Here is a 20,358-nt window from a genome sequence, read left to right as displayed (position 1 = left end):
GGCCGCGAATGCGGCCCGCGGTCTATGCCGCGCGCTCGGCGACCTAGAGCCATACCCTCAATACAACCCGCCCAAATTGCTGTCGGCACTCGCCGCCGCGGTGGCCGGGCTGTCGCCGGCCAGGGGGTCCACCGGCGGGCGGGCGCTGTTCTCGGTGCCGGGCTTGAACGCCTCGAAGATCGACTGGCCGTTCGAGGTCTGCACCCGCACCAGCGCCACGCCCGGCGGCGCGCGGAACGGAATCGGCGGGCTGTCGCCGAGCGCCGCCGCCATCACGTCGCGGAAGATCAGCGCGGCGTTGCTGCCGCCGGTCTCGCCATTGCCCAGGCTGCGCGGATCGTCATGGCCGACCCACACCGCCACCACGAGGTCCGGCGTGAAGCCGACAAACCAGTTGTCCTTGAAATCATCCGTCGTGCCGGTCTTGCCCGCCACCGGCCGGTTCAGCCCGGCGCCGGCCCGGGCGCCGGTGCCGCGCTGCACCACGCCCTGCAACATGCTGGTCATCTGGAAGGCGGAGACCGGGTCCGTCACCTGCCGGCGCGTCTCGGTCAGCTCCGGCGGCCTTCCGCCATTCTCGGTGGCGCACGCCGCGCATTCCCGCGCATCGGTGCGCCAGACCAGCCGGCCGAGCCGGTCCTGCACGCTGTCGATCAGTGTCGGCGTCACCTGCCGCCCGCCATTGACGAAGCTGGCATAGCCCGCCGCCTGGCGCAGCACCGTGGTCTCCCCGGCGCCGAGCGACATCGCCAGCACGCGCGGCATGTTCTGGATGACGCCGAAGCGCGCCGCCACCTCCGCCACCGCCGGCATGCCGACCTGCTGGGCGAGGCGCACGGTCACCAGGTTCAGGCTGCGCTCCAGCGCGCTGCGCATGGTGACCCAGCCCTGCGGCGCGCCGCCGCCGTAGTTGCCCGGTCGCCAGATGCCCTGCGGCGTCATCAGCTCCACCGGTGCATCAAGAAGTAGCTGGTTCGGCGGGATGCCGGCCTCCAGCCCCGCCAGGTAGACATAGGGCTTGAAGGAGGAGCCGGGCTGGCGCTGCGCCTGGGTGGCGCGGTTGAACCACGACCGCTCGAAGGACCAGCCGCCGACCATGGCCAGCACGCGGCCGGTGTTGGGGTCCAGCGCCACCACGGCGCCCTCGGCCTCCGGCATCTGGCGGAGCGTCAGGCGTTCCGGGCGGGCCGGGGTGCGGCCTTCGGCGGGCGTGGCGGGCAGCATCTCCACCATCACCACGTCGCCGGGCGCCAGCACGTCCTGCATCCGCCGCGGCGCGCCGCCGACGCGGCCGTCGCGCACCGGGCGGGCCCAGCCGGAGATCTCGGCAAAGTTCAGGGTGCCGGTGCGCGGCTGCGCGGCGGCGCCGCCGGCCGGGCGTTCCAGCCAGGCCATGCGCGCCTCGCGGTCCCGCACTTCCAGCGCCACGGCGACGCGCCAGTCCGGCATGGCGCCGGGCGGGCGGGCCTGCGCCTGCAAGGCGGGCAGCCATTCGGTCGGGCTGGCGGAGATGCGCGCCACCGGGCCGCGCCAGCCGCCACGGCGGCGGTCATAGGCCAGCAGGCCGTCGCGCAGGGAGCGTTCCGCCTCCGCCTGCAAAATCGGGTCCAGCGAGGTCCGCACCACCAGGCCGCCCATGGTGGTCTGGTCCGCGCCGAAGCGCGCCACCAGCTCGCGCCGGACTTCCTCGGTGAAGTACTGGCCGACCGGCACCACGTCCGGGCGGCGCTGCGGGCGCGGCTCCAGCGGGTCCGCCTTGGCGCGGGAGGCGTCCGCCACGGTGATGGCGTTGTCCTGCGCCATGCGGTCGATCACCCAGTCCCGCCGGCCGCGCGCGGCTTCCGGGAAGCGGGCGGGGTTGTAGTTGTTCGGCGCCTTGGGCAGCGCCGCCAGGAAGGCGGCTTCGGCCAGGGAAAGCTCGTCCAGCGACTTGTTGAAGTAGTTCTGCGCCGCGGCGGCCACGCCATAGGCCTGCTGGCCCAGGAAGATCTCGTTCAGGTAGATTTCCAGGATGCGCGCCTTCGGCATCGCCTGTTCGATGCGCAGCGCCAGGATCGCCTCCCGCACCTTGCGCATCAGCGTGCGGTCGTTGCCGACCAGCATGTTCTTGGCGACCTGCTGGGTGATGGTGGAGGCACCCGCCATGCGCCGGCCGGAGCCGAGCTGTTCCAGGTTGGTCACCACGGTGCGCGCGATGCCCATGGGATCGACGCCGTAATGGGTCCAGAAGCGCTGGTCCTCGGCCGAGATGAAGGCCTGCTGCACGCGCTGGGGAATCGCCTCGATCGGCACGAAGACGCGGCGTTCCTGCGCCAGTTCGGCCATCAGGCGGCTGTCGTCGGCGTAGATGCGGCTCATCTGCGGCGCCTGGTAGTCCGCCAGCCAGCGATAGTCCGGCAGTTCGGCGGCGGCCGAGCGGTACAGCGCATAGGCGGCACCGGCGCCGGTCAGGCCGATGGCGACGGTCAGCACCAGCACGGTCTTGAACAGGAAGCCGATCGTGCCGCCGAACCAGCCGCGGCGGCGCGGGGTCTTCGGCGCCTTGGGCGGCTTCGGCGGGCGCGGCGGGGTGGTGCCGGGCTCCGGGCTGGCATTCGCGGGGCGGCGGCCGACCAGGGGGCCTTCGGCGCGGAGGTCGTGGGTGTCCATGGGCTCCCCATACACTGTCTCGCCGCAGGCGGCACATGCCAAGCACCGGATGCTGCCCCGCAACAAGGCGGCATCCTCTAGTTTGTGTCGCAGGGCTGCCGCTGCCAGGGCCCTGCCGCTATCCCAGGCTGGACCCCATGGGGTGCCCGGTGTGCTGGCGCTGGTCGAGCCAGCCATGGATGGCGCGGCCGAGCGCGGTGGCGAGCTTCGCCCGGTGCTCCGGCCGGCGCAGCGCCGCCTCGTCCCGGGGGTCGGACAGGAAGCCCATCTCCACCAGCACCGCCGGCACGTCCGGCGCCTTCAGCACCATGAACCCGGCCTGGCGGTGGGTGTTGGGCAGCAGCGGCACGTCCGGCCGCAGTTCGGCCACCACATGCTGCGCCATGCGGGCGCTGCCGATGCGGGTCTCGGCGCGGACCAGGGACATCAGGATGGCCTGGACCTCCGGCGGCACCGGCGGCAGGCGCAGCCCGCCGGCGCGGTCGGCCAGGTTCTCCCGCCGCGCCAGGGCACCGGCCAACTGGTCCGAGGATTCGCCGAGCGTGTAGACGCTGGCACCGCGGGCACCCGGCGCGCTGTCGGCGTGGAGCGAGACGAACAAGGCGGCCTCCCGCCGCCGGGCGAATTCCACGCGGCCGGCGAGCGGCACGAAGCGGTCGTTGGTGCGGGTCATCGCCACCCGGCAGCGGCCGCCCGATTCCAGCACCCGGCGCAGCGACTGCGCGGCGGCCAGCACCACGCGCTTCTCCTGGGTGCCGCTGCGGCCGATGGCGCCGGGGTCGCGGCCGCCATGGCCGGGGTCCAGCACCACCAGCGGCAGCCCGGCACGCCCGCCACCTTCCGCGATGGCGCGCCCGCCGGCGGCGAGGCGGGCGAATCCGGCGGCGGTGCCGGGCACCAGCTCGATCACCAGCCGCCCGCCCGAGGCCTGCGCGCTGCGCAGCGCGACGGGGGCGGACAGGTCCAGCCGCATCCGCCCACGCTCCAGCCGCGCCGCGCGCACCCGCCCGGCGCCGGGCAGGCTGGACCGGATGCGCCAGGCCTGGCCGGGCAGTTCCACCAGGATGCGGTTCGGGCTGCGCGCCGCGACCACGCGCCAGGTGGCGCCATCCGGCACGGCGAGGATCAGGCGCGTGACCGCGCCATCGGCCTGCAATGTTGCGCCGGTGACGGCGGCGCCAGCAGGTTTCGGCAAGGCGGCGAGGCCGAGAAGCAGACTCGCCAAGGCGCGGCGACCAAACATGGTGCGGACCCCTGGTTCCGGGTACAGGGCCGCCTCCGAAAGCCGGATGCGGCGGGCCGGACCACCCCCCGGTGCCGCGCCCGCCGGCAGAATGCCACATCCGGCCCGGTGCTTGCCAGCGCGGGTTCAGACGGCGGATGAGATCGGCGGCGGCGTCCGGCGTGGCGCCTTGTGAAGTGGGGACGGGCCGCCTATGGTGACCCGCCCCGGTGGCAGACGCCGCCGGCTGGGTTTGCGTGTCGTACGGCCGCCCATGGCCTCGCCTTCGCCCGCGTCACCGCGGCAGGCAGGTTGCGGGAGACAGGTCGGATGCCTGGCAGGGCTTCGGGATCCGTTCCCGATGCCGCGTTTCGCCAGGTGCCGCGATGCAGGCCTCGCCGGCGCGGACCCTGCGCGGCCATTCCGTTCGCCCTCGCGTGGATGCGTGGGACAGGATGCGCCAGCAGGACTGCCGCCAGCCCGATTGCGCCTGCGACCGGCGCCCCAGACTTGGCCTTCCGCGCCCCACTCGGCGCAAGGCCCGGGGCGTGTCGGCCGAAGGGTTTCCGGGGCAGCGCGAGGCGCGCCCGCCGGGACCGGTCTGCCAGGGATTCCCTGGTGCATCGATCCCACTGAACCCAACAGGGTCGTCGCCCCGGGCCATGCCCGGGACCGGCCCGCCGCGACAAGGACCGGATCGCCGCCGCATGGGTGATTTCCTGCCGCCGATCCGCCTCGTCACGGGCCCCGCCACCACCTGCCGCCGCAGCCGGCCCATCGGGTTCAACCCTGGCCAGCGCGGTGCGGAGTCCCCTCCTCCATGACCAAGCGCATGCTGATCGACGCATCCCACCCCGAAGAGACACGGGTGGTGGTGCTGGATGGCAACCGGCTCGAAGCCTTCGACATCGAGTCGGCGAACAAGATGCCCCTCAAGGGCAACATCTACCTGGCCCGCGTCGTGCGGGTCGAACCCAGCCTGCAGGCCGCCTTCGTCGAATACGGCGGCAACCGGCACGGCTTCCTCGCCTTCAGCGAGATCCACCCGGACTACTACCAGTTGCCCGTCGCCGACCGGCAGCGCCTGATCGAGATGCAGCAGGCCGAGGCGCGCGAGGAACAGGAACGCGAGGAGGCCGAGGAGGCCGCCCGCGACGGCGACGCGGCGCTGACCAATGCCCTCGAATCGGGCGAGTCCGAGGCGCCGGAGGATTTTGGCACCGCCATGCCCATGGCGATCGAGGTGGAGCGCGTCTCCGCCCCCGACCTCGCCGCGCTGGAGGCTGAGGCCGCCGAGGCGACGGTGCCGCATGAGGGCACGGCCCTGCCCGAGGACGGCGTGCCGGTGGCAGCCCCGATCGAGGCCGAGGCGCGCGATGCCGCCGAGGAGGCTGAACTGGCCGCGGAGCGCCAGGAGAACCTGGAGGCGGCGCGCGACCAGCAGGACGGCGAGGCCGAGTCGCAGGGCGAGGCCGGCGACGCGGACGATGCCGGCGAGGAGAACGGCTCCGAGGATGAGGCCGTGGCACGCGAGGGTGCGCCCGAGGGGCGCCCGCGCGAGCGCAGCCGCGAAGGCCGCGGGCGGCAGGATCGCGGCGGCCGTGGCCGTGGCCGCGAGCGCGGTGGTGACCGGGGCGGCGACCGGGATCGTCCGCGCCAGGAGGATGATGTCGAGAGCGTCGGCAACTCCGAGGCACCGCCGCCGGAATCGCTCGGCGGCAGCACCGAGGATGATGCGCGCGAACGCCGCATCCCGCCGCGCTTCCTGCGCCACTACAAGATCCAGGAGGTCATCAAGCGCCGCCAGATCATGCTGATCCAGGTGGTGAAGGAGGAACGCGGCGGAAAGGGTGCCGCGCTGACCACCTACATCTCGCTCGCCGGCCGCTTCTCCGTGCTGATGCCGAACTCCCCGCGCGGCGGCGGCGTGTCCCGCAAGATCACCTCCGCCGGCGACCGCAAGCGGCTGCGCGAGATCATCGACGAGCAGCAACTGCCGCAGGGCATGTCCCTGATCGTCCGTACCGCCGGCGCGCAGCGGCCGAAGCCCGAGATCAAGCGGGACTGCGAATACCTGCTGCGGCTGTGGGACAACATCCGCGAACGCACCTTTGCCAGCACCGCGCCGGCGCTGATCTACGAGGAGGCGGACCTCATCAAGCGCTCGATCCGCGACGTCTACGGCCGCGATGTCGAGGACGTGCATATCGAGGGCGAGGACGCCTACCAGGAAGCCCGCGACTTCATGCGCATGCTGATGCCGCAGCATGTGAACCGCATCAAGCCGGTGCGCGACGGCGTGCCGCTGTTCGCCCGCTTCGGCGTCGATGCGCAGCTCGATGCCATGCACAGCCCGAACGTGCAGCTCAAGTCCGGCGGCTACATCGTCATCAACCAGACCGAGGCGCTGGTCTCCATCGACGTGAACTCGGGCCGCGCCACGCGCGACCGGCACATCGAGGACACCGCGCTGCGCACCAACCTGGAAGCGGCGGATGAGGTGGCGCGCCAGCTTCGCCTGCGGGATCTCGCCGGGCTGATCGTCATCGACTTCATCGACATGGAATCGTCGCGCAACGACGCCATGGTCGAACGCCGGCTGAAGGAGGCCCTGAAGCAGGACCGGGCCCGCATCCAGGTCGGCCGGATCAGCCATTTCGGCCTGCTGGAGATGTCCCGCCAGCGGCTGCGGCCCTCCGTGGTGGAACACGCCTACGTCGCCTGCTCGCATTGCCAGGGCCGCGGCCTCGTGCGCAGCGTGGAATCCAGCGGGCTGCAGGTGCTGCGCGCGATCGAGGAGGAAGGCGCCAAGCGCCGTGCCGCCGAGATCGTGGTGCATGTCGCCATGCCGGTGATGCTGTGGCTGCTGAACCTGAAGCGCGAGCGGCTCGGCCAGATCGAGCAGCGCTTCGACATGCGCGTCATGGTGCAGCCGGACGACACGCTGATCCCGCCGGCGCTGCGCATCGAGCGCACCCGCGCCGCCAACCCGGATGCGATGCCGGAGCGTCCCTCCGCGCTGCGCATGGACTACGCGCCCGAAGCCACCCAGGACTTCGCCGAGGAGCCGGCGGAGATCGAGGAGCTGGAGCCGGAGGCGCTGCCGGAGGAGACCGAGCCGCGGCCGGTGCCCGCCGCCGAGGCCAGGCCGGAACGCGCGGCCGAGGGCGCCGAGGGCGACGCCGCCCGCCGCAAGCGCCGCCGCCGCCGCCGTGGCGGGCGTCGCGACGGGGTCGAGGGCCAGGCGGGCCAGCCCGGTTCCGCTGAGTCCGGTTCCGCTGAGTCCGGTGCCGCCGAGGATGAGGGCGAGGACGGCGAGGAGACCGCCGAGGGCATTGCCGTGGCTGATGCGCCCGAGGGCACAGCCGAGGCTGCCGCGCCCGACGCGCAGGCCGAGGAGGGCGAGGAGGACGAGGCGGCGCGCCGCCGCCGTCGCGGCCGCCGCGGTGGCCGTCGCCGGCGCGAGGAAGGCGAGGCGTCCGCGGAAGCGGACCAGGCCGCGCAGCCCCCTGCCATGGCGGCGCCGATGCCGACCCTGCCGCAGGCCCCGCCGCCACCGCGCCGTGCGCCAACCCCGGCGGACCCCTTCGCCGGGCACATGGACGACATCTTCATGGCGATGGAGGCGGCCGAGCAGGCTGCCGAGCGCGCCGTGACGACCCGCCGTGCCACGCCGCCCCAGCCAGCCCCGCGTGCTCCGGTGCCGGTGCCGGTCCAGGCCGCAATGGTCGAGGTGCCGGCCGCTGAGATCGCTGCGGTCGCGGCGACGCCGGCCGAGTCGGATCCGGTGGAGGCCGTGACGGTCGAGCCCGCGGTGGCCGAGCCGGTCGCGCCGGTGCAGCCGGAGGCTCCGGCCGAATCGGCGCTGTCCGAGCCGGTCGTGGTGCCGGTCGAGGCACCGGTCGCGGCGCCGGCGGTGGCGCCCGAGGCGGCCACACCCGCCGAACCCACGCCCAACGAGCCCACGGTGGCGCCGCCCGTCGCGCCGATCGTGCTCGGCGAAGGTGCCGTGGCCGACCTGCCGCGCAAGCGGGGCTGGTGGCGCAGCTGAAGCCGGCCTGATTGCCGGGCGGGCGTTGCGATGCAGCGCCCGCCCGGTTGCCCCCTCGCTGCGTCAAGGGCAAGGATGCGCCGCCGTCCTGCAACCCGGACGGCAGGTGCAGAGGGAAAACCAGACCGTGGCGCAACTGACCGTCCTCGAACCCGAGGGCATGTACCCGGACACGCTGCTGGAGCAGGAGGTGTTCGGCCCCGGCGTCGAGATCCTCCATGGCGGTGCGCCGCATGACGGGTCGCTGGATGCGCTGCCCGATGATCTCTGCGCCAAGGTCGATGGCCTGCTGATCTTCCGCCACTGGCTGCGCCCGGCCGATATCGCCCGCTTCCCGAAGCTGCGCGTGGTGGTGCGCATGGGGGTCGGCTACGACCGCCTGGACCGCGCCGCCTGCGCCGCGCGCGGCATCACCGTCTGCAACGTGCCGGACTACGGCACGCAGGAAGTCGCGGACCACGCCATCTCACTGGCGCTCGGCCTGCGCCGCGGCCTGTTCCTGCACCACGACCTGCAGCGCGCGGATCCGCCCGCACCCTGGCGCTACGTCGACAGCGCGCTGATCCGGCGGGCGGAGGTGCAGGGCTTCGGCATCGTGGGTCTCGGCCGCATCGGCACGGCGGTGGCGCTGCGGGCCAAGGCCTTCGGCTTCAAGGTGCGCTTCTACGACCCGCATCTGCCGAACGGCGTCGATCGTGCGCTGGGCATCACCCGCTGCCGGACGCTGGAGGAGTTGATGCGCGGCGCCGACGTGCTGTCGATCCACGCGCCGGATACGCGGGAGACGCGCGGCATGATCGGCGCGCGCGAGTTGGCCTGGCTTCCGGAAGGCGCCGTGGTGGTGAACACCGCGCGCGGCACCAGCCTCGACATCGCGGCGCTGGAGGCCGGGCTGCGCTCCGGCCGCATCGCCGGCGCCGGACTCGACGTCATCCCGGTGGAGCCGCCGGTCGAGCCCGTGCCGGCGCTGCTGGCGGCCTATCGGGCGCGGGAGCCCTGGCTGGTCGGCCGCGTCGTCATCACGCCGCACAGCGCCTTCCACACGCCGGAAGCCTGGCTCGATATCCGCCGGAAAAGCGCCGAGACGATGCGGGACGTGCTGGTGGAAGGCCTTACCACCAACGTCATACGTCCGGATCAGGGCTGAGGTTCGATTGGAACCTCCCCGCATCCGGACTTCGTTCCGGATTGCGTTGAAAAAAAGAGATTGACCCAGAGCGATAAACAACACACACTTGTGAGGCATCAGCGCACGCGATACTGTTCATTGTTGCGCTGCACACCGCACAAGGCCGTGTGCATCCAACTGGGTCGTCTCACCGGCAGTCTTCCGGCAGGGCGGAGCGAGGAGATTGCTCAGCGTGCAGGTCTTCCTCGATGTCTCCAGGCTCCTGTCCGTGGCCAACCGGCCGGCGCCTTCGGGAATCGATCGGGTTGAACTGGCCTATGCCCGGCACTGGGCCAGCGGTGAGGCCGGGCCCTGCACCTTCATCGCCGAAGTTCCGCTGCTCGGCTTTTCCGCCCTGCCGACCTCCCTGGTGCGGGAGCTGGTGGTGGCGCTGGAGGAAAGCTGGGAGAGTGGCACGCGGCTGGCAAGTGGGGCCGCCCGGCGTGCGCGGCTTTCCCTGCCCTTCGGCCGCGCGGCGCTGAACGAGGCGCTGCGCCGGCCCGGCCCCAAGGCGTTCCTGCTGGTGTCGCACCGGGCCCTGGAACGGCCCGGCCGTATTGCCGGCATGCGGCGCAACGGCTGCCACTTCGTGCCGCTGATCCACGACCTGATCCCCCTTGTGCATCCCGAATTCGCCCGCGCCGGCCAGGCCGAGACGCACAAGCGCCGCATCATCACCACGGCCGCCCTGGCGGACGCCATCATCGTCAATTCCGCGGCCACGGCGGTGGAACTGGCACCCTGGCTGGCGGCGCGGCAGGACCGGCCGCTGATCTCGGTCGCGCCGCTTGGCGTGTCGCCGCCTTCCGTCGACGCGCCGCCGGTGGCGCTGCGGCCCTATTTCGTGGCACTCGGCACCATCGAGCCGCGCAAGAACCACCTGCTGCTGCTGAACCTGTGGCGGCAATTCGCCAACACCCTGGGCGGCGCCGCGCCGCGCCTGGTCGTCGTCGGACGCCGCGGGTGGGAGAACGAGAACATCCTCGACATGCTGGAGCGGTGTTCCGCCCTGGATGGCCTGGTGCGGGAATCGGGTTCGCTGCCGGACCGCGAGGTGGCGTCCCTGCTGCGTGGCGCCCGCGCCCTGCTGTTTCCGTCCTTCGCCGAGGGATTTGGCCTGCCGCTGGCGGAAGCGCTGGCGCTCGGCGTGCCGGCGCTGTCCTCCGACCTGCCGGCGCTGCGCGAGGTGGGGCGGCAGGTGCCGGACTACCTGGATCCGCTGGACGGCATGGCGTGGCGCGCCGCCGTGCTCGACTACGCCCGCCCGGACAGCGCCAGCCGCCGCGCCCAGCTGGGCCGGATGACGAACTGGCGGCCGCCCAGCTGGGAGGACCACTTCCTCGAGGTCGACCGGCTGTTCCACAACCTGCTGCACCGCCCGGCGGAGCCGCGTGATGTTGCCGCGCCGCAGCGCCAGATGGCGGTACCCAGCCTCGGCCGCCGCGACGAGGGCGTGCCATGAACCCCCGGCTTCGAGGCTGACCCTGCGATGAGATCCGCCCGCTCCTCCCGGGCGGCCCCGGATCGCCCCGCCACGCCCATCGCCATCCTCGGCATGGGCTGCCGGTTGCCCGGAGCCGCGGACCCGGATGCGCTGTGGTCTCTGCTGGAGGCTGGCACCGACGCGGTTTCAACGCTGCCGGCGGACCGCTTCAACCAGGCGGCCTTCCTGCACCCGCGACGCGGCGAGCCCGGCCGCAGCTACACCTTCGCCGCCGGCAGCATCGGCGATGCGCGGGCCTTCGATGCGGCGGCCTTCGGGATCTCCCCGCGCGAGGCGGCGGAGATGGACCCGCAGCAGCGCGTGCTGCTGGAAGTCACCGCGCAGGCCTTCGAGGATGCCGGCTGCCCCGCCTCGGCGCTTGCGGGGCGCGAGGTCGGCGTCTTCGTCGGTGGTTCCTCGACCGACTATGGCGACCTGCAGCTGTTCGACCACAGCGCCGCCGACCGCTACTTCATGACCGGCAACGCGCTGTCGATCCTGGCCAACCGGCTGACCAACGTGTTCGACCTGCGCGGCCCGGCGGAGACCATCGATACCGCCTGCGCCTCCTCGCTCGTGGCCCTGCACGCCGCCTGCCGGGCGCTGGCGGAGGGGCGGCTGGAGGCGGCGGTGGTGGCGGGGGTGCAGATGCTGCTCTCGCCGTTCTCCTTCGTCGGCTTCTCCCGCGCCGGGATGCTGTCCCCCACCGGGCGCTGCCGCGCCTTCGCGGCGGAGGCAGATGGCTATGTGCGGGCGGAAGGCGCCGCCGCGCTGCTGCTCAAGCCGCTGGACGCGGCGTTGGCGGCGAGGGATGCGATCCGCGGCGTGATCCTGGCCAGCGGCGTCTCCGCCGTCGGGCACAGCATCGGGCTTTCGCTGCCGAACCGCGACAGCCAGGCCAGGCTGATCCGCCAGGTGATGGCGGATGCCGGCGTCACGCCGGACCGGCTGGCCTATTTCGAGGCGCATGGCACCGGCACCCAGGCGGGCGACCCGGTCGAGGCCTGGGCGATCGGGCAGGCGGCGGCCGGCCGCGCGGCGCCGCTGCCGGTCGGCTCCATCAAGTCCAATATCGGCCACCTGGAGCCGGCCTCCGGCGTCGCCGGGCTGCTGAAGGCACTGCTGGTGCTGGAGAGGCGGCAGGTGCCGGCCACGCTGCACCAGGGCCGGCACAACCCGAACATCGATTTCGACGCGCTGAACATCCGCGTGCCGGCGGCGCTGGAGCCGATGGCGGAGATCGCCGAGCCGGTGGTGGGGGTGAACTCCTTCGGCTTCGGCGGCACCAACGCCTCCGTCCTGCTCGGCCCGGCGCCGCTGCGGGTGGCGCGGCCGGCGAAGCCCGGGCCGATGCCGCCGCTGCTGATCTCGGCCCACTCCGCCGCCGCGCTGTCGGCGCTGGCGGCGCAGTGGGAGAGGCGATTGGCGGCGGCGGGGCCCGGGGAGGTCGCGGCGCTGGCGCGCGGCGCCGCCCGGCAGCGCGACCTGCACCCGCACCGGCTGGCGCTGCGGGCGCCGGATGGCGCGGCGCTGGCCGCGCGGATCGCCGCCTGGCGCCGCCCCGGCGACCGGCCGGAGGGCGCGACGGATGGCATCGCCACGGCCACCGGCGGGTTGTGCTTCGTCTTCAGCGGCAATGGCGCGCAGCATGCCGGCATGGCGCGCGCCGCGCTGGCGCAGTCCGCGCCGTTCCGCGCCGGGATGCGCGCGGTGGATGCGGCACTGGCGCCGCTGCTCGCCTGGTCGCCGCTGGCGCGGCTGCGCGCGGGCGTGACCGAGGCGGCGCTGGCCGATACCGACGTGGCGCAGCCGCTGCTGTTCGCCATCCAGGTCGCCAGCCTGCGGGCGCTGGCGGCGGAGGGGCTGCGGCCGGACATCGTGCTGGGCCATTCGGTGGGGGAGGTCGCGGCCGCCCATGCCGCCGGGCTGCTCGACCTGCCCGCCGCCGCGCGGCTGGTCGTCGCACGGTCCCGCCAGCAGCAGCGGACGCGGGGCCAGGGCCGCATGGCGGCGTTGAACGCCACGGCGGCGGAGGCGGCGGCGCTGCTGGCCGAGCTGGGCCTCGCCGCGCAGGTGGAGATCGCCGCGCTCAATGGCCCGGCCGCGGTGACGCTGGCTGGTTCCTCCACGGCGCTGGAACAGGTGCAGGTGGCGGCGGAGGCGCGGCGCCTCGCCTGCAAGGCGCTGGACCTCGATTTCGCCTTCCACAGCGCCGCCATGGATGGCGTGCGTGAGGGTCTTCTCTCGGACCTGCTGGGGCTGGCGGCGCAGCCCGGCTGCCTGCCGATGGTCTCGACCGTGACCGGGGAACTGCTGGCGGCGGAGGCGGCCGGCCCGGTCTACTGGTGGCGCAACCTACGCCAGCCGGTGCGGTTCGAGCCGGCGGTGCGGACGGCGATCGCGCAGGGCGCGCGGCTGTTCCTGGAAATTGGCCCGCACCCGGTGCTGCAATCCTACCTGCGGGAGACGGCGCGGGCGGCTTCGGTCGATGCGGCGAACCTGGTCAGCCTCAGCCGGCGCGATGCGGAGGAGGCCGACCCGTTCCCCGGAATCGCCGACCGCGCCTTCGCCGCCGGCGCCGACCCGCGCGGTGGCCCGGCCTTCGCCGGACCTACGGCGCTTCGGCTGCCGCTGACGCCCTTCGACCGCAAGCCCGCCTGGTATGCCGGGACGGTGGAGGCGGTGCGCCTGGTCGATCCGGTGCAGGACCACCCGCTGCTCGGCTTCCGGCGGGAGCCGGGGGTGTGGTCGCGGTCGCTGGACACCGAGGAGATGCCCTGGCTGGCCGACCACCGGCTTGGCCCGGATGCGGTACTGCCGGCCGCCGCCATGCTGGACATGGCGCTCGCCGCGGCCCGCACCCGTTTCCCGGAGGCCGCGGTGCTGGAGGTGGCGGAGTTCCGCATCCTGCGCGCCGCGACGCTGGAGCAGGGCCGGGCGCGGGAGTTCCGCTGCACGCTGGAGGCGGCCTCCGGCCTGTTCCGCATCGAGGGGCGCCGCCGGCTGTCCGAGGAAGCCTGGGCGCTGCATGCGGAAGGCGAGTTGCGCGCCGCGACGGCCGCCGCGCTGCCGCCGCCGGAGGCTGTTCCGGGCCATGCCGCCCGGGTGCGGCCGATGGAGGGTGCGGCGCTGCGCGCTGTCGCCGCAGGGCTCGGCCTGACCTATGGCCCGGCCTTCGCCGCGGTGGAGCATGTCGCCCCGACCGCCGTGGCCGGGCAGCTTCGCGTCCGCTTGGTGCTGCCGGACAGCGCACCGCCGGATGCCGGTTTCCTGCTGCACCCCTCGCGGCTGGACGGCGCCATGCAGGGGCTGTTCGGCCTGCTGGCCGACAGCCCGCCGCCGCCCGGCACGGGCCTCGTGCCGGTGCGCTTCGGACGGCTGGTGGCGCAGCCCGGCGCCGCGCCGGCCGTGGCGGCGGAGGTGACGCTGCTGCGGCGCGGCGTGCGCTCCGCCACCGCACGCATCGTGCTGCGCGATGCGCTCGGCCAGGTGGTGGCGCGCATCGAGGATGCGGTGTTCCAGCGCTTCGCCCTGCCCAACGCCGATGCGGCGCTGGACTGGGCCTACCGCATCGGGCTGGCCCCGGCGGCGGAGGGCCCGCCGCCCGCGCCGGCCCTGGCGCCGGCGGTGGAGGCCGCGCGCGCCGCGGCCGCCGGGCTCGACCTGACGGAAGCCGCGCTGCTGCTGGAGGCGCATGTCGCCGCCGCGGCGCAGGGTCTCTATGCCGCCGACGCCACCCTGCACGGAACCGCCGAGGCCTCTGCCTACGAGGCCTTCCTGCGCCGCGCGCTGGTCGAGGATGGTGCGGCGGAGCCGGCGGCGAAGGGGGGTGCGGGCGGCATCCGCCTGCTACCCGACAGCGCGCTGCCGGACGCCGCGGAAATCTGGCGTTCGGTGCTGGCCGAGCAGCCGGGCCTGGCACTCGACCTCGCCTGGATCGCGGAGGCGGCGGAACACCTGCCGGAGGCGCTGCGCGGCACGCGGCGCGACCCGGCGCCGCCGCCCGCGCAGGGCGAGGGTTTCGCCCGGCTGGCGGAGGCGCTGGCGGCGGCCGTCGGCGCCCTGGCCGCCGCCTGGCCAGAAACCCGGCCGCTGCGCATCCTGGAAGTCGGCACCGCCAGCGGCGTGCTGGCGCGGCGCGTGCTGGCCCGGCTGGCGCCGCTCGGCCGCGCGCTGGTCTATGTCGCGGCCGGGGAGGGGCGCGTCGCGCTGCCCGAACTGCCGCAGGGGATGCCGCCGGGCAGCGAGATCCGCGGCGTCGTGTGGGATCCACTGGCGATGTCCCTGGCCGGTCCGCCGCCATTGGTTGCGGACATCGTCATCGGCTTGGCGCCGGCGGCCCGCGCAAGGGCGGGTTCCGCCCTGGCCGCCGCGCTGCGCCCGGCGCTGGCGGAAGGCGGCGCGTTGCTGCTGGTGGAACCGCTGCCCGGCCGGGTCTGGACCTTCGCCTGCGGCCAGGACCCGGCCTGGTGGACCGGGCTCGGGCCGGATGCGGTGGGCGGCTCGGCCGGCGGGGCGCTGCCGGATGTGGCGCTGTGGCTCGGCCGGCTGGCCGAATCGGGCTTCCGGGCGGCATTGGCGGAACCGCTGGGCTGCGCCCCCTGGCCGGCATTGCTGCTGGCCGCCGAGCAGCCGCCGCCGCCGGCCGCCGCACCGCCGGCGCCGCCGCGCAGCCTTATCCTGCACGATGCCGCCTCCGCCCCGCTGGCCCAGGCGCTGGCCGCGCGGCTGCTGCGGCGCGGCGCGCAGGTGGACAGTGGGCCGCTGGGTGTCACACCGAAAGACCTGCGCGGCAGCCGCCTGCTAGTCCTGGCCGCGCCCGAGGCACCGGCGCTGGCCGAGACGCTGGCCGCCGTGACCCGGCTGGCCGAGGCGGCGAGCGGCACCGCCGGCTTCGTGCTGGTGACCCAGGGCGGGCAGCAGCCGGCCGAGGGACGCCACGTGCCGGAAGCCGCGGCGCTGGTCGGACTGGCGCGGGTGCTGGCGAACGAGATGCCGGCGCTGCACGCACGCCGCATCGACCTGGCGCCGGGCCTGGCGCCGGAAGCCGCGGCGCGCCGCCTGGCCGCCGAACTCGACCAGGCGCCGCCAGGCGGCGAGGCGGAGGTGACGCTCGGCCCGGATGCGCGGCTGGTGCCGCGGCTGCAACCCGGCCTGGCCACGCCGCCGCCCGGCGGGCCGCTGTCGCTCGGCATCCTCCAGCCCGGACGGCTTGGGACGCTGGCCTGGCAGGCGGCGCCGCAGCGCCGGCCGGGGCCGGGCGAGGTCGCGCTGCGCGTCGAGGCGGCCGGGCTGAATTTCCGCGACCTGATGTGGGCGCAGGGGCTGCTGCCGGAGGAAGTGCTGGAAGCCGGCTTCGCCGGGCCCACCCTCGGCATGGAATGCGCCGGCGTGGTCGAGTCGGTCGGGGCCGGCGTGGCGCTGCGCCCGGGCACGCGCGTCTTCGGCTTCGCTCCCGGTGCGCTCGCGGCCCGCGTCATCACCCGGGTCGAGGCGATCGCGGCGCTGCCGGAGGGGCTGGACCCGGTCGAGGCCGCCACCATTCCCGTCGCCTTCATGACGGCGCTGCATGCGCTGGAGACCTGCGCCGACCTGCAGGCCGGGGAGACGGTGCTGATCCATGGCGGCGCCGGCGCGGTGGGGCTGGCGGCGGCGCAGGTGGCGCAGGGGCTCGGCGCGCGCATCGCGATGACCGCCGGCAGCCCGGCCAAGCGCGCCTTCCTGCGCGCGCTCGGCGCCGAACTGGTGCTGGACAGCCGCGACCCGGGCTTCGCCGACCAGTTGCGCGCGGCGTGGCCGGATGGCGTGGACGTGGTGCTGAACTCCCTGGCCGGGGAGGCGATGGAACGCTCGATGGGGCTGGTGAAGCCGTTCGGGCGCTTTGTCGAACTCGGCAAGCGGGACTACGTGGAAAATCGCCGCGCGCCGATCCGCACGCTGCGCCGCAACGCCAGCTACTTCGCCGTCGATGTCGATGAATTGCCGCGCGCCCGGCCGGCCCAGGCGGCGCGGCTGCTGGGCCAGGTGCGGGACCGGTTGCAGGATGGCTCGCTGCGGCCGCTGCCGCATGCGCTGTTCGGGCCGGAGGAGGTGGAGGCGGCGTTCCGCACGCTCCAGGCCTCGGCGCATATCGGCAAGCTGGTGATCCGCCCGCCGGCCGAACGCCCGGCCGCACCGGCCGCCTGGGCGCCGGCCGCGGACCAGACGATCGTCGTGGTCGGTGGCACCCGGGGCTTCGGCCTGGCCACAGCAAGCTGGCTGGCGCGCCAAGGTGCGAAACACCTGGCGCTGGTCGGGCGCCACGGCGGGACCGGGGACAGCGACGCGCTGCGCGCGTTGGCGGCGCTCGGCGCCCGCGCCGCCATCCACGCCTGCGATGCCACGGACGCCGAGGCACTCGCCGCGACCTTGGCAAAGATCCGCGCAGCGCGGCCGATCGGCGGCGTGGTGCATGCCGCGGCGGTGCTGGATGACGGCGCCGCCACGGCGATGGATGCCGCGCGCTTCCGCCGCGTGCTGGCGCCGAAGCTGCAGGCGGCGGAGAACCTGGACCGGCTGACGGCGGGCGATCCGCTGACGCTGTTCCTGCTGTTCAGCTCCGCCACCACCGCCTTCGGCAATCCCGGCCAGGCGAACTACGTCGCCGCCAATGCGGCGCTGGAGGCGCTGGCCCGCCGCCGGCGCGCTGCCGGCCGCCCGGCGCTCGCCGTGGCCTGGGGGCCGATCGCCGATGTCGGGATGCTGGCCGATGACCGCGAGAAGGCGGAGAAGCTGAACCGTCGCCTCGGCGTCGCCGGGATGGACGCGGAGGCCGCGCTGTCCGCCCTGCCGGCGCTGCTGGCGGCCGGGGAAGCGGCGCCGCTGCTGGTGCGGCTGTCCACCGGGGAGGGCCGGCTCGCCCTGCCGATCATGGCGGAGCCGATGCTGGCGGCGCTGGCCGGCACCGAGGCCCCCGCCGCGGCCGAGGATCTGCGCGCACGTCTGCCCAACCTGCCGCGGGCGGAGGCCGAGGCGGTGATCCTGCGCCTGGTGACGGAGGAGATCGCCCGCATCCTGCGGCTGCCGCCGGATGCCGTGCCGGCGGAGGCGGCGGTGACCGGCCTCGGCCTCGACAGCCTGGGCGCGCTGGAGTTGCGCGGCGGGCTGGAACAGCGGCTTGGCGTGCAGGTGGCGCTGGCGGCGCTGACGGAGGAGTTGACGGTGGGTGCCCTGGCGCGGCAGATCGCGGAAGCCGCCCTGGCCCCGGCCGGCGACGAGGTGACCATCTCGACCCTGATGGAATCCTTCGAGCCGAGCGTGGATGCCGTGCAGGCGGCCGAGTAGGCGAGCGGGGGTTCGGCATCACGGCATGAGTCGCGGTCTGGGGTTCGGTCTTTCCAATACGGCGCGCCTCGCATTGGTGCAGCGCCTGGCGCGGCGGCGGGAGGGGCAGGAGGCGCAGGCCGCCTCCGACCAGCGCGGCTTCGGCGCCATCCAGGGGCTGCGCGACTACGGCCTGATGCGGGAGGCGATGGGTGCGCTCGCCATCGAAAGCCCTTTCTTCCGCGCGCATGAAGGCCGCGCCGGCGCGCACAGCCTGATCGGCAACCGCGACACCATCAATTTCGGCTCCTACGACTACCTCGGCCTGAATGGCGACGCCCGGCTGCACCAGGCGGCCGGGGCGGCGATGGCGCGCTACGGCATCTCCGCCAGCGCATCCCGCCTGGTGTCCGGCGAGCGGCCGATCCACGCCGAGCTGGAACGGCGGCTGGCCGCGCATTACGGCCAGCAGGCGGCGCTGGCCTTCGTCAGCGGGCACGCCACCAACGTCACGGTGATCGGCCACCTGATGGGGCCGCGCGACGTCATCGTGCACGACGCCGCCATCCACAATTCCTGCGTCGAGGGCGCCCGGCTGTCCGGTGCCCGGCGCGTCTCCTTCGCGCACAACGACATCCGGGCGGCGGAGCGCGAAATGGCCGCGGTCCGGCGCAGCGCCGGGCGCGCGCTGCTGCTGGTCGAGGGGCATTACTCCATGGACGGCGACGTGCCGGACCTGGCCGGCCTGCTGCGCATCGCCCGCCAGCATGATGCCTGGCTGATGGTGGACGACGCGCATGGCCTCGGCGTGGTCGGCGCCACCGGACGCGGCGTGTTCGAGGCGGCGGGGGTGGACCCGGCCGAGATCGACATCTGGATGGGCACGCTGTCCAAGACCCTGTGCGCCTGCGGCGGCTACATCGCGGCGCGCGGCGACCTGGTGGACTGGCTGCGCCACACCGTGCCCGGCTTCGTCTATTCGGTCGGGCTGCCGCCGGCGCTGGCGGCCGCGGCGGCGACGGCGATGGATGTGATGCAAGCGGAGCCCTGGCGGGTGGCGAAGCTGCAGGCCAATGCGACGCTGTTCCGCGATTTGTGCCGGGCGCGCGGCTTCGATACCGGCACCTCCCAGGGCCTCGGCATCGTGCCGGTGGTGCTGGGCAGTTCGGTGCGCGCCATCCGCGTCTCCGCCGCCCTGCTGGACCTCGGCGTCAACGCGCTGCCCATCGTCTTCCCGGCAGTGCCGGAGAAGCTGGCGCGGCTGCGGTTCTTCCTGTCCGCCGAGCATTCCGAACAGGATGTGCGCGACGCCGTGACGGCGCTGGTGACGGCGACCGACGGCGTCGCGCCGGCCGACCTCGCCGGGTGATCTTCTCCGGTATCCGGCAGGTCGCGACGGACGCGGAGGCACGTGCCTTCCACGCCCTGCCGGCCCGGCTGCGCGGGCTCGGCTGGTCCGTACCGCTGGCCTTCGAGGAGGCGCGGATGTTCGACCCGGCCCGCTTCGGCTTCCTGGCCGACCACCGGGTGATGCGCTTCGTCGCCTATCGCTACGGCCTTGCGGTGGGGCGGATTGCCGCCTGCGTGCCCGATGACGCCACGGCGCCGGCCACCTTCGGCTTCCTGTGCGCCGAGCAGGACGCGGCGCTGGTCGCGGCGCTGCTGGCCGCGGCGCGTCAATGGGTCGCGGGGCAGGGGCGGGCGGAGATGCTCGGCCCGCTGTCCTTCACCATCAACCACGAGGTCGGCGCCCAGGTCGGCTTCCACGACCGTCCGCCGATGCTGCGCATGCCCGGCACGCCGGACTGGCTGCCGGCGATGCTGGAGGCGGCCGGGCTGGAGCCGGCGCAGGATGTGGTGGCCTGCACGCTGGACGTGGCCGCGGAACGCCATTCCGCCCGCTTCGCCGCGCTGGCGATCCGGCGCGCGCCCGACATGGCGCGGCTGCGCCTGCGGCCGATGGACCGGCGCCACTACGCCGCGGAAGTGGAGCGCATCGCCGCGCTGTACAACGACGCCTGGGCGGCCAACTGGGGTGCCGTGCCGCTGCGTCCGGCCGAGGTCGCGGGCCTCGGCGCCCTGCTGCGCCCGCTGTTGTGGGCCGGGGAGGTGGTGTTCGCGGAATGGGACCGCGAGCCGGTCGGGCTGGTCGCCGTGGTGCCGAACCTGGCGGCAGCGATGCTGGCGGATGGGCGGCTGCTGCCCTTCGGCTGGGTCCGGCTGGCGGGCGCCCTGGCCGGCCGCGTGGGCTCCGCCCGCATCCCGATGCTCGGCATCGCGTCCCGGTTCCGCGGCCACCCGGCCTCGGCGCTCGCCATGGGGGCGCTGCTGCGGGAGGCGATCGGGATCGCGGGCCGGCGCGGCTGGAATCGTCTCGAGATCTCCTGGATCCTTGCGGACAACGCGGCGATGCGGAACGCCATGGCACGGCTTCCGGCGCCGGTTTCGGGCCGCTGGCGCATCTGGCGCATGCGATTCTGAAA

Annotated in this window: 8 protein-coding genes; 6 read left to right on the top strand and 2 right to left on the bottom strand. The window is 74.3% G+C overall.

Annotated elements, in window-relative coordinates; genetic code table 11:
- Positions 1 to 57: 57 nt before the first annotated feature.
- Together ACFHPP_RS17070 and ACFHPP_RS17065 are read right to left on the bottom strand one after the other, a co-directional pair.
- Positions 58 to 2,649: a penicillin-binding protein 1A gene (locus tag ACFHPP_RS17070; protein ID WP_437164442.1), complete on the bottom strand. Its 2,592-nt coding sequence runs from the start codon at positions 2,647 to 2,649 to the stop codon at positions 58 to 60.
- Between the two features lie 118 nt (positions 2,650 to 2,767).
- Positions 2,768 to 3,874 (bottom strand): N-acetylmuramoyl-L-alanine amidase, encoded by a 1,107-nt coding sequence (locus ACFHPP_RS17065; protein ID WP_437164441.1) that lies wholly within the window; start codon positions 3,872 to 3,874, stop codon positions 2,768 to 2,770.
- Positions 3,875 to 4,691: 817 nt separating this feature from the next.
- Between ACFHPP_RS17065 and ACFHPP_RS17060 the strand changes: the two genes are divergently transcribed.
- The 6 genes from ACFHPP_RS17060 to ACFHPP_RS17035 all read left to right on the top strand — a co-directional run bounded on the left by ACFHPP_RS17060 (position 4,692) and on the right by ACFHPP_RS17035 (position 20,356).
- Entirely contained in the window at positions 4,692 to 7,922 is a 3,231-nt protein-coding gene (locus ACFHPP_RS17060; RefSeq protein WP_437164440.1) for an Rne/Rng family ribonuclease, read from the top strand.
- A 127-nt stretch (positions 7,923 to 8,049) separates the two neighbouring features.
- Positions 8,050 to 9,069 carry a C-terminal binding protein gene (locus ACFHPP_RS17055; RefSeq protein ID WP_437164439.1) on the top strand — a complete coding sequence of 340 codons (1,020 nt, stop codon included), beginning with the start codon at positions 8,050 to 8,052 and terminating at the stop codon, positions 9,067 to 9,069.
- 214 nt (positions 9,070 to 9,283) lie between these two features.
- Positions 9,284 to 10,552 carry a glycosyltransferase family 4 protein gene (locus tag ACFHPP_RS17050; RefSeq protein ID WP_437164438.1) on the top strand — a complete coding sequence of 423 codons (1,269 nt, stop codon included), beginning with the start codon at positions 9,284 to 9,286 and terminating at the stop codon, positions 10,550 to 10,552.
- Between the two features lie 27 nt (positions 10,553 to 10,579).
- Positions 10,580 to 17,896, top strand: a complete 7,317-nt coding sequence (locus tag ACFHPP_RS17045; RefSeq protein ID WP_437164437.1) for an SDR family NAD(P)-dependent oxidoreductase — start codon at positions 10,580 to 10,582, stop codon at positions 17,894 to 17,896.
- A 25-nt stretch (positions 17,897 to 17,921) separates the two neighbouring features.
- Positions 17,922 to 19,244: an aminotransferase class I/II-fold pyridoxal phosphate-dependent enzyme gene (locus ACFHPP_RS17040; RefSeq protein WP_437164436.1), complete on the top strand. Its 1,323-nt coding sequence runs from the start codon at positions 17,922 to 17,924 to the stop codon at positions 19,242 to 19,244.
- Positions 19,241 to 20,356 carry a GNAT family N-acetyltransferase gene (locus ACFHPP_RS17035; protein ID WP_437164435.1) on the top strand — a complete coding sequence of 372 codons (1,116 nt, stop codon included), beginning with the start codon at positions 19,241 to 19,243 and terminating at the stop codon, positions 20,354 to 20,356. Before ACFHPP_RS17040 ends, ACFHPP_RS17035 begins: the two co-directional genes overlap by 4 nt.
- Positions 20,357 to 20,358 lie beyond the last annotated feature (2 nt).

This window comes from Falsiroseomonas sp. E2-1-a20, assembly GCF_051433195.1.
Lineage (GTDB): Bacteria > Pseudomonadota > Alphaproteobacteria > Acetobacterales > Acetobacteraceae > Falsiroseomonas.
The sequence above is the reverse complement of the archived record's forward strand: the minus strand, read 5'-3'. Positions and strand labels throughout refer to the sequence as shown.

Bases quoted from the DNA above. Each gene is read 5' to 3' on its own strand.
- ACFHPP_RS17070 (WP_437164442.1), bottom strand. From the start codon at position 2,649: ATGGACACCCACGACCTCCGCGCCGAAGGCCCCCTGGTCGGCCGCCGC.
- ACFHPP_RS17060 (WP_437164440.1), top strand. From the start codon at position 4,692: ATGACCAAGCGCATGCTGATCGACGCATCCCACCCCGAAGAGACACGG.
- ACFHPP_RS17040 (WP_437164436.1), top strand. From the start codon at position 17,922: ATGAGTCGCGGTCTGGGGTTCGGTCTTTCCAATACGGCGCGCCTCGCA.
- ACFHPP_RS17045 (WP_437164437.1), top strand. From the start codon at position 10,580: ATGAGATCCGCCCGCTCCTCCCGGGCGGCCCCGGATCGCCCCGCCACG.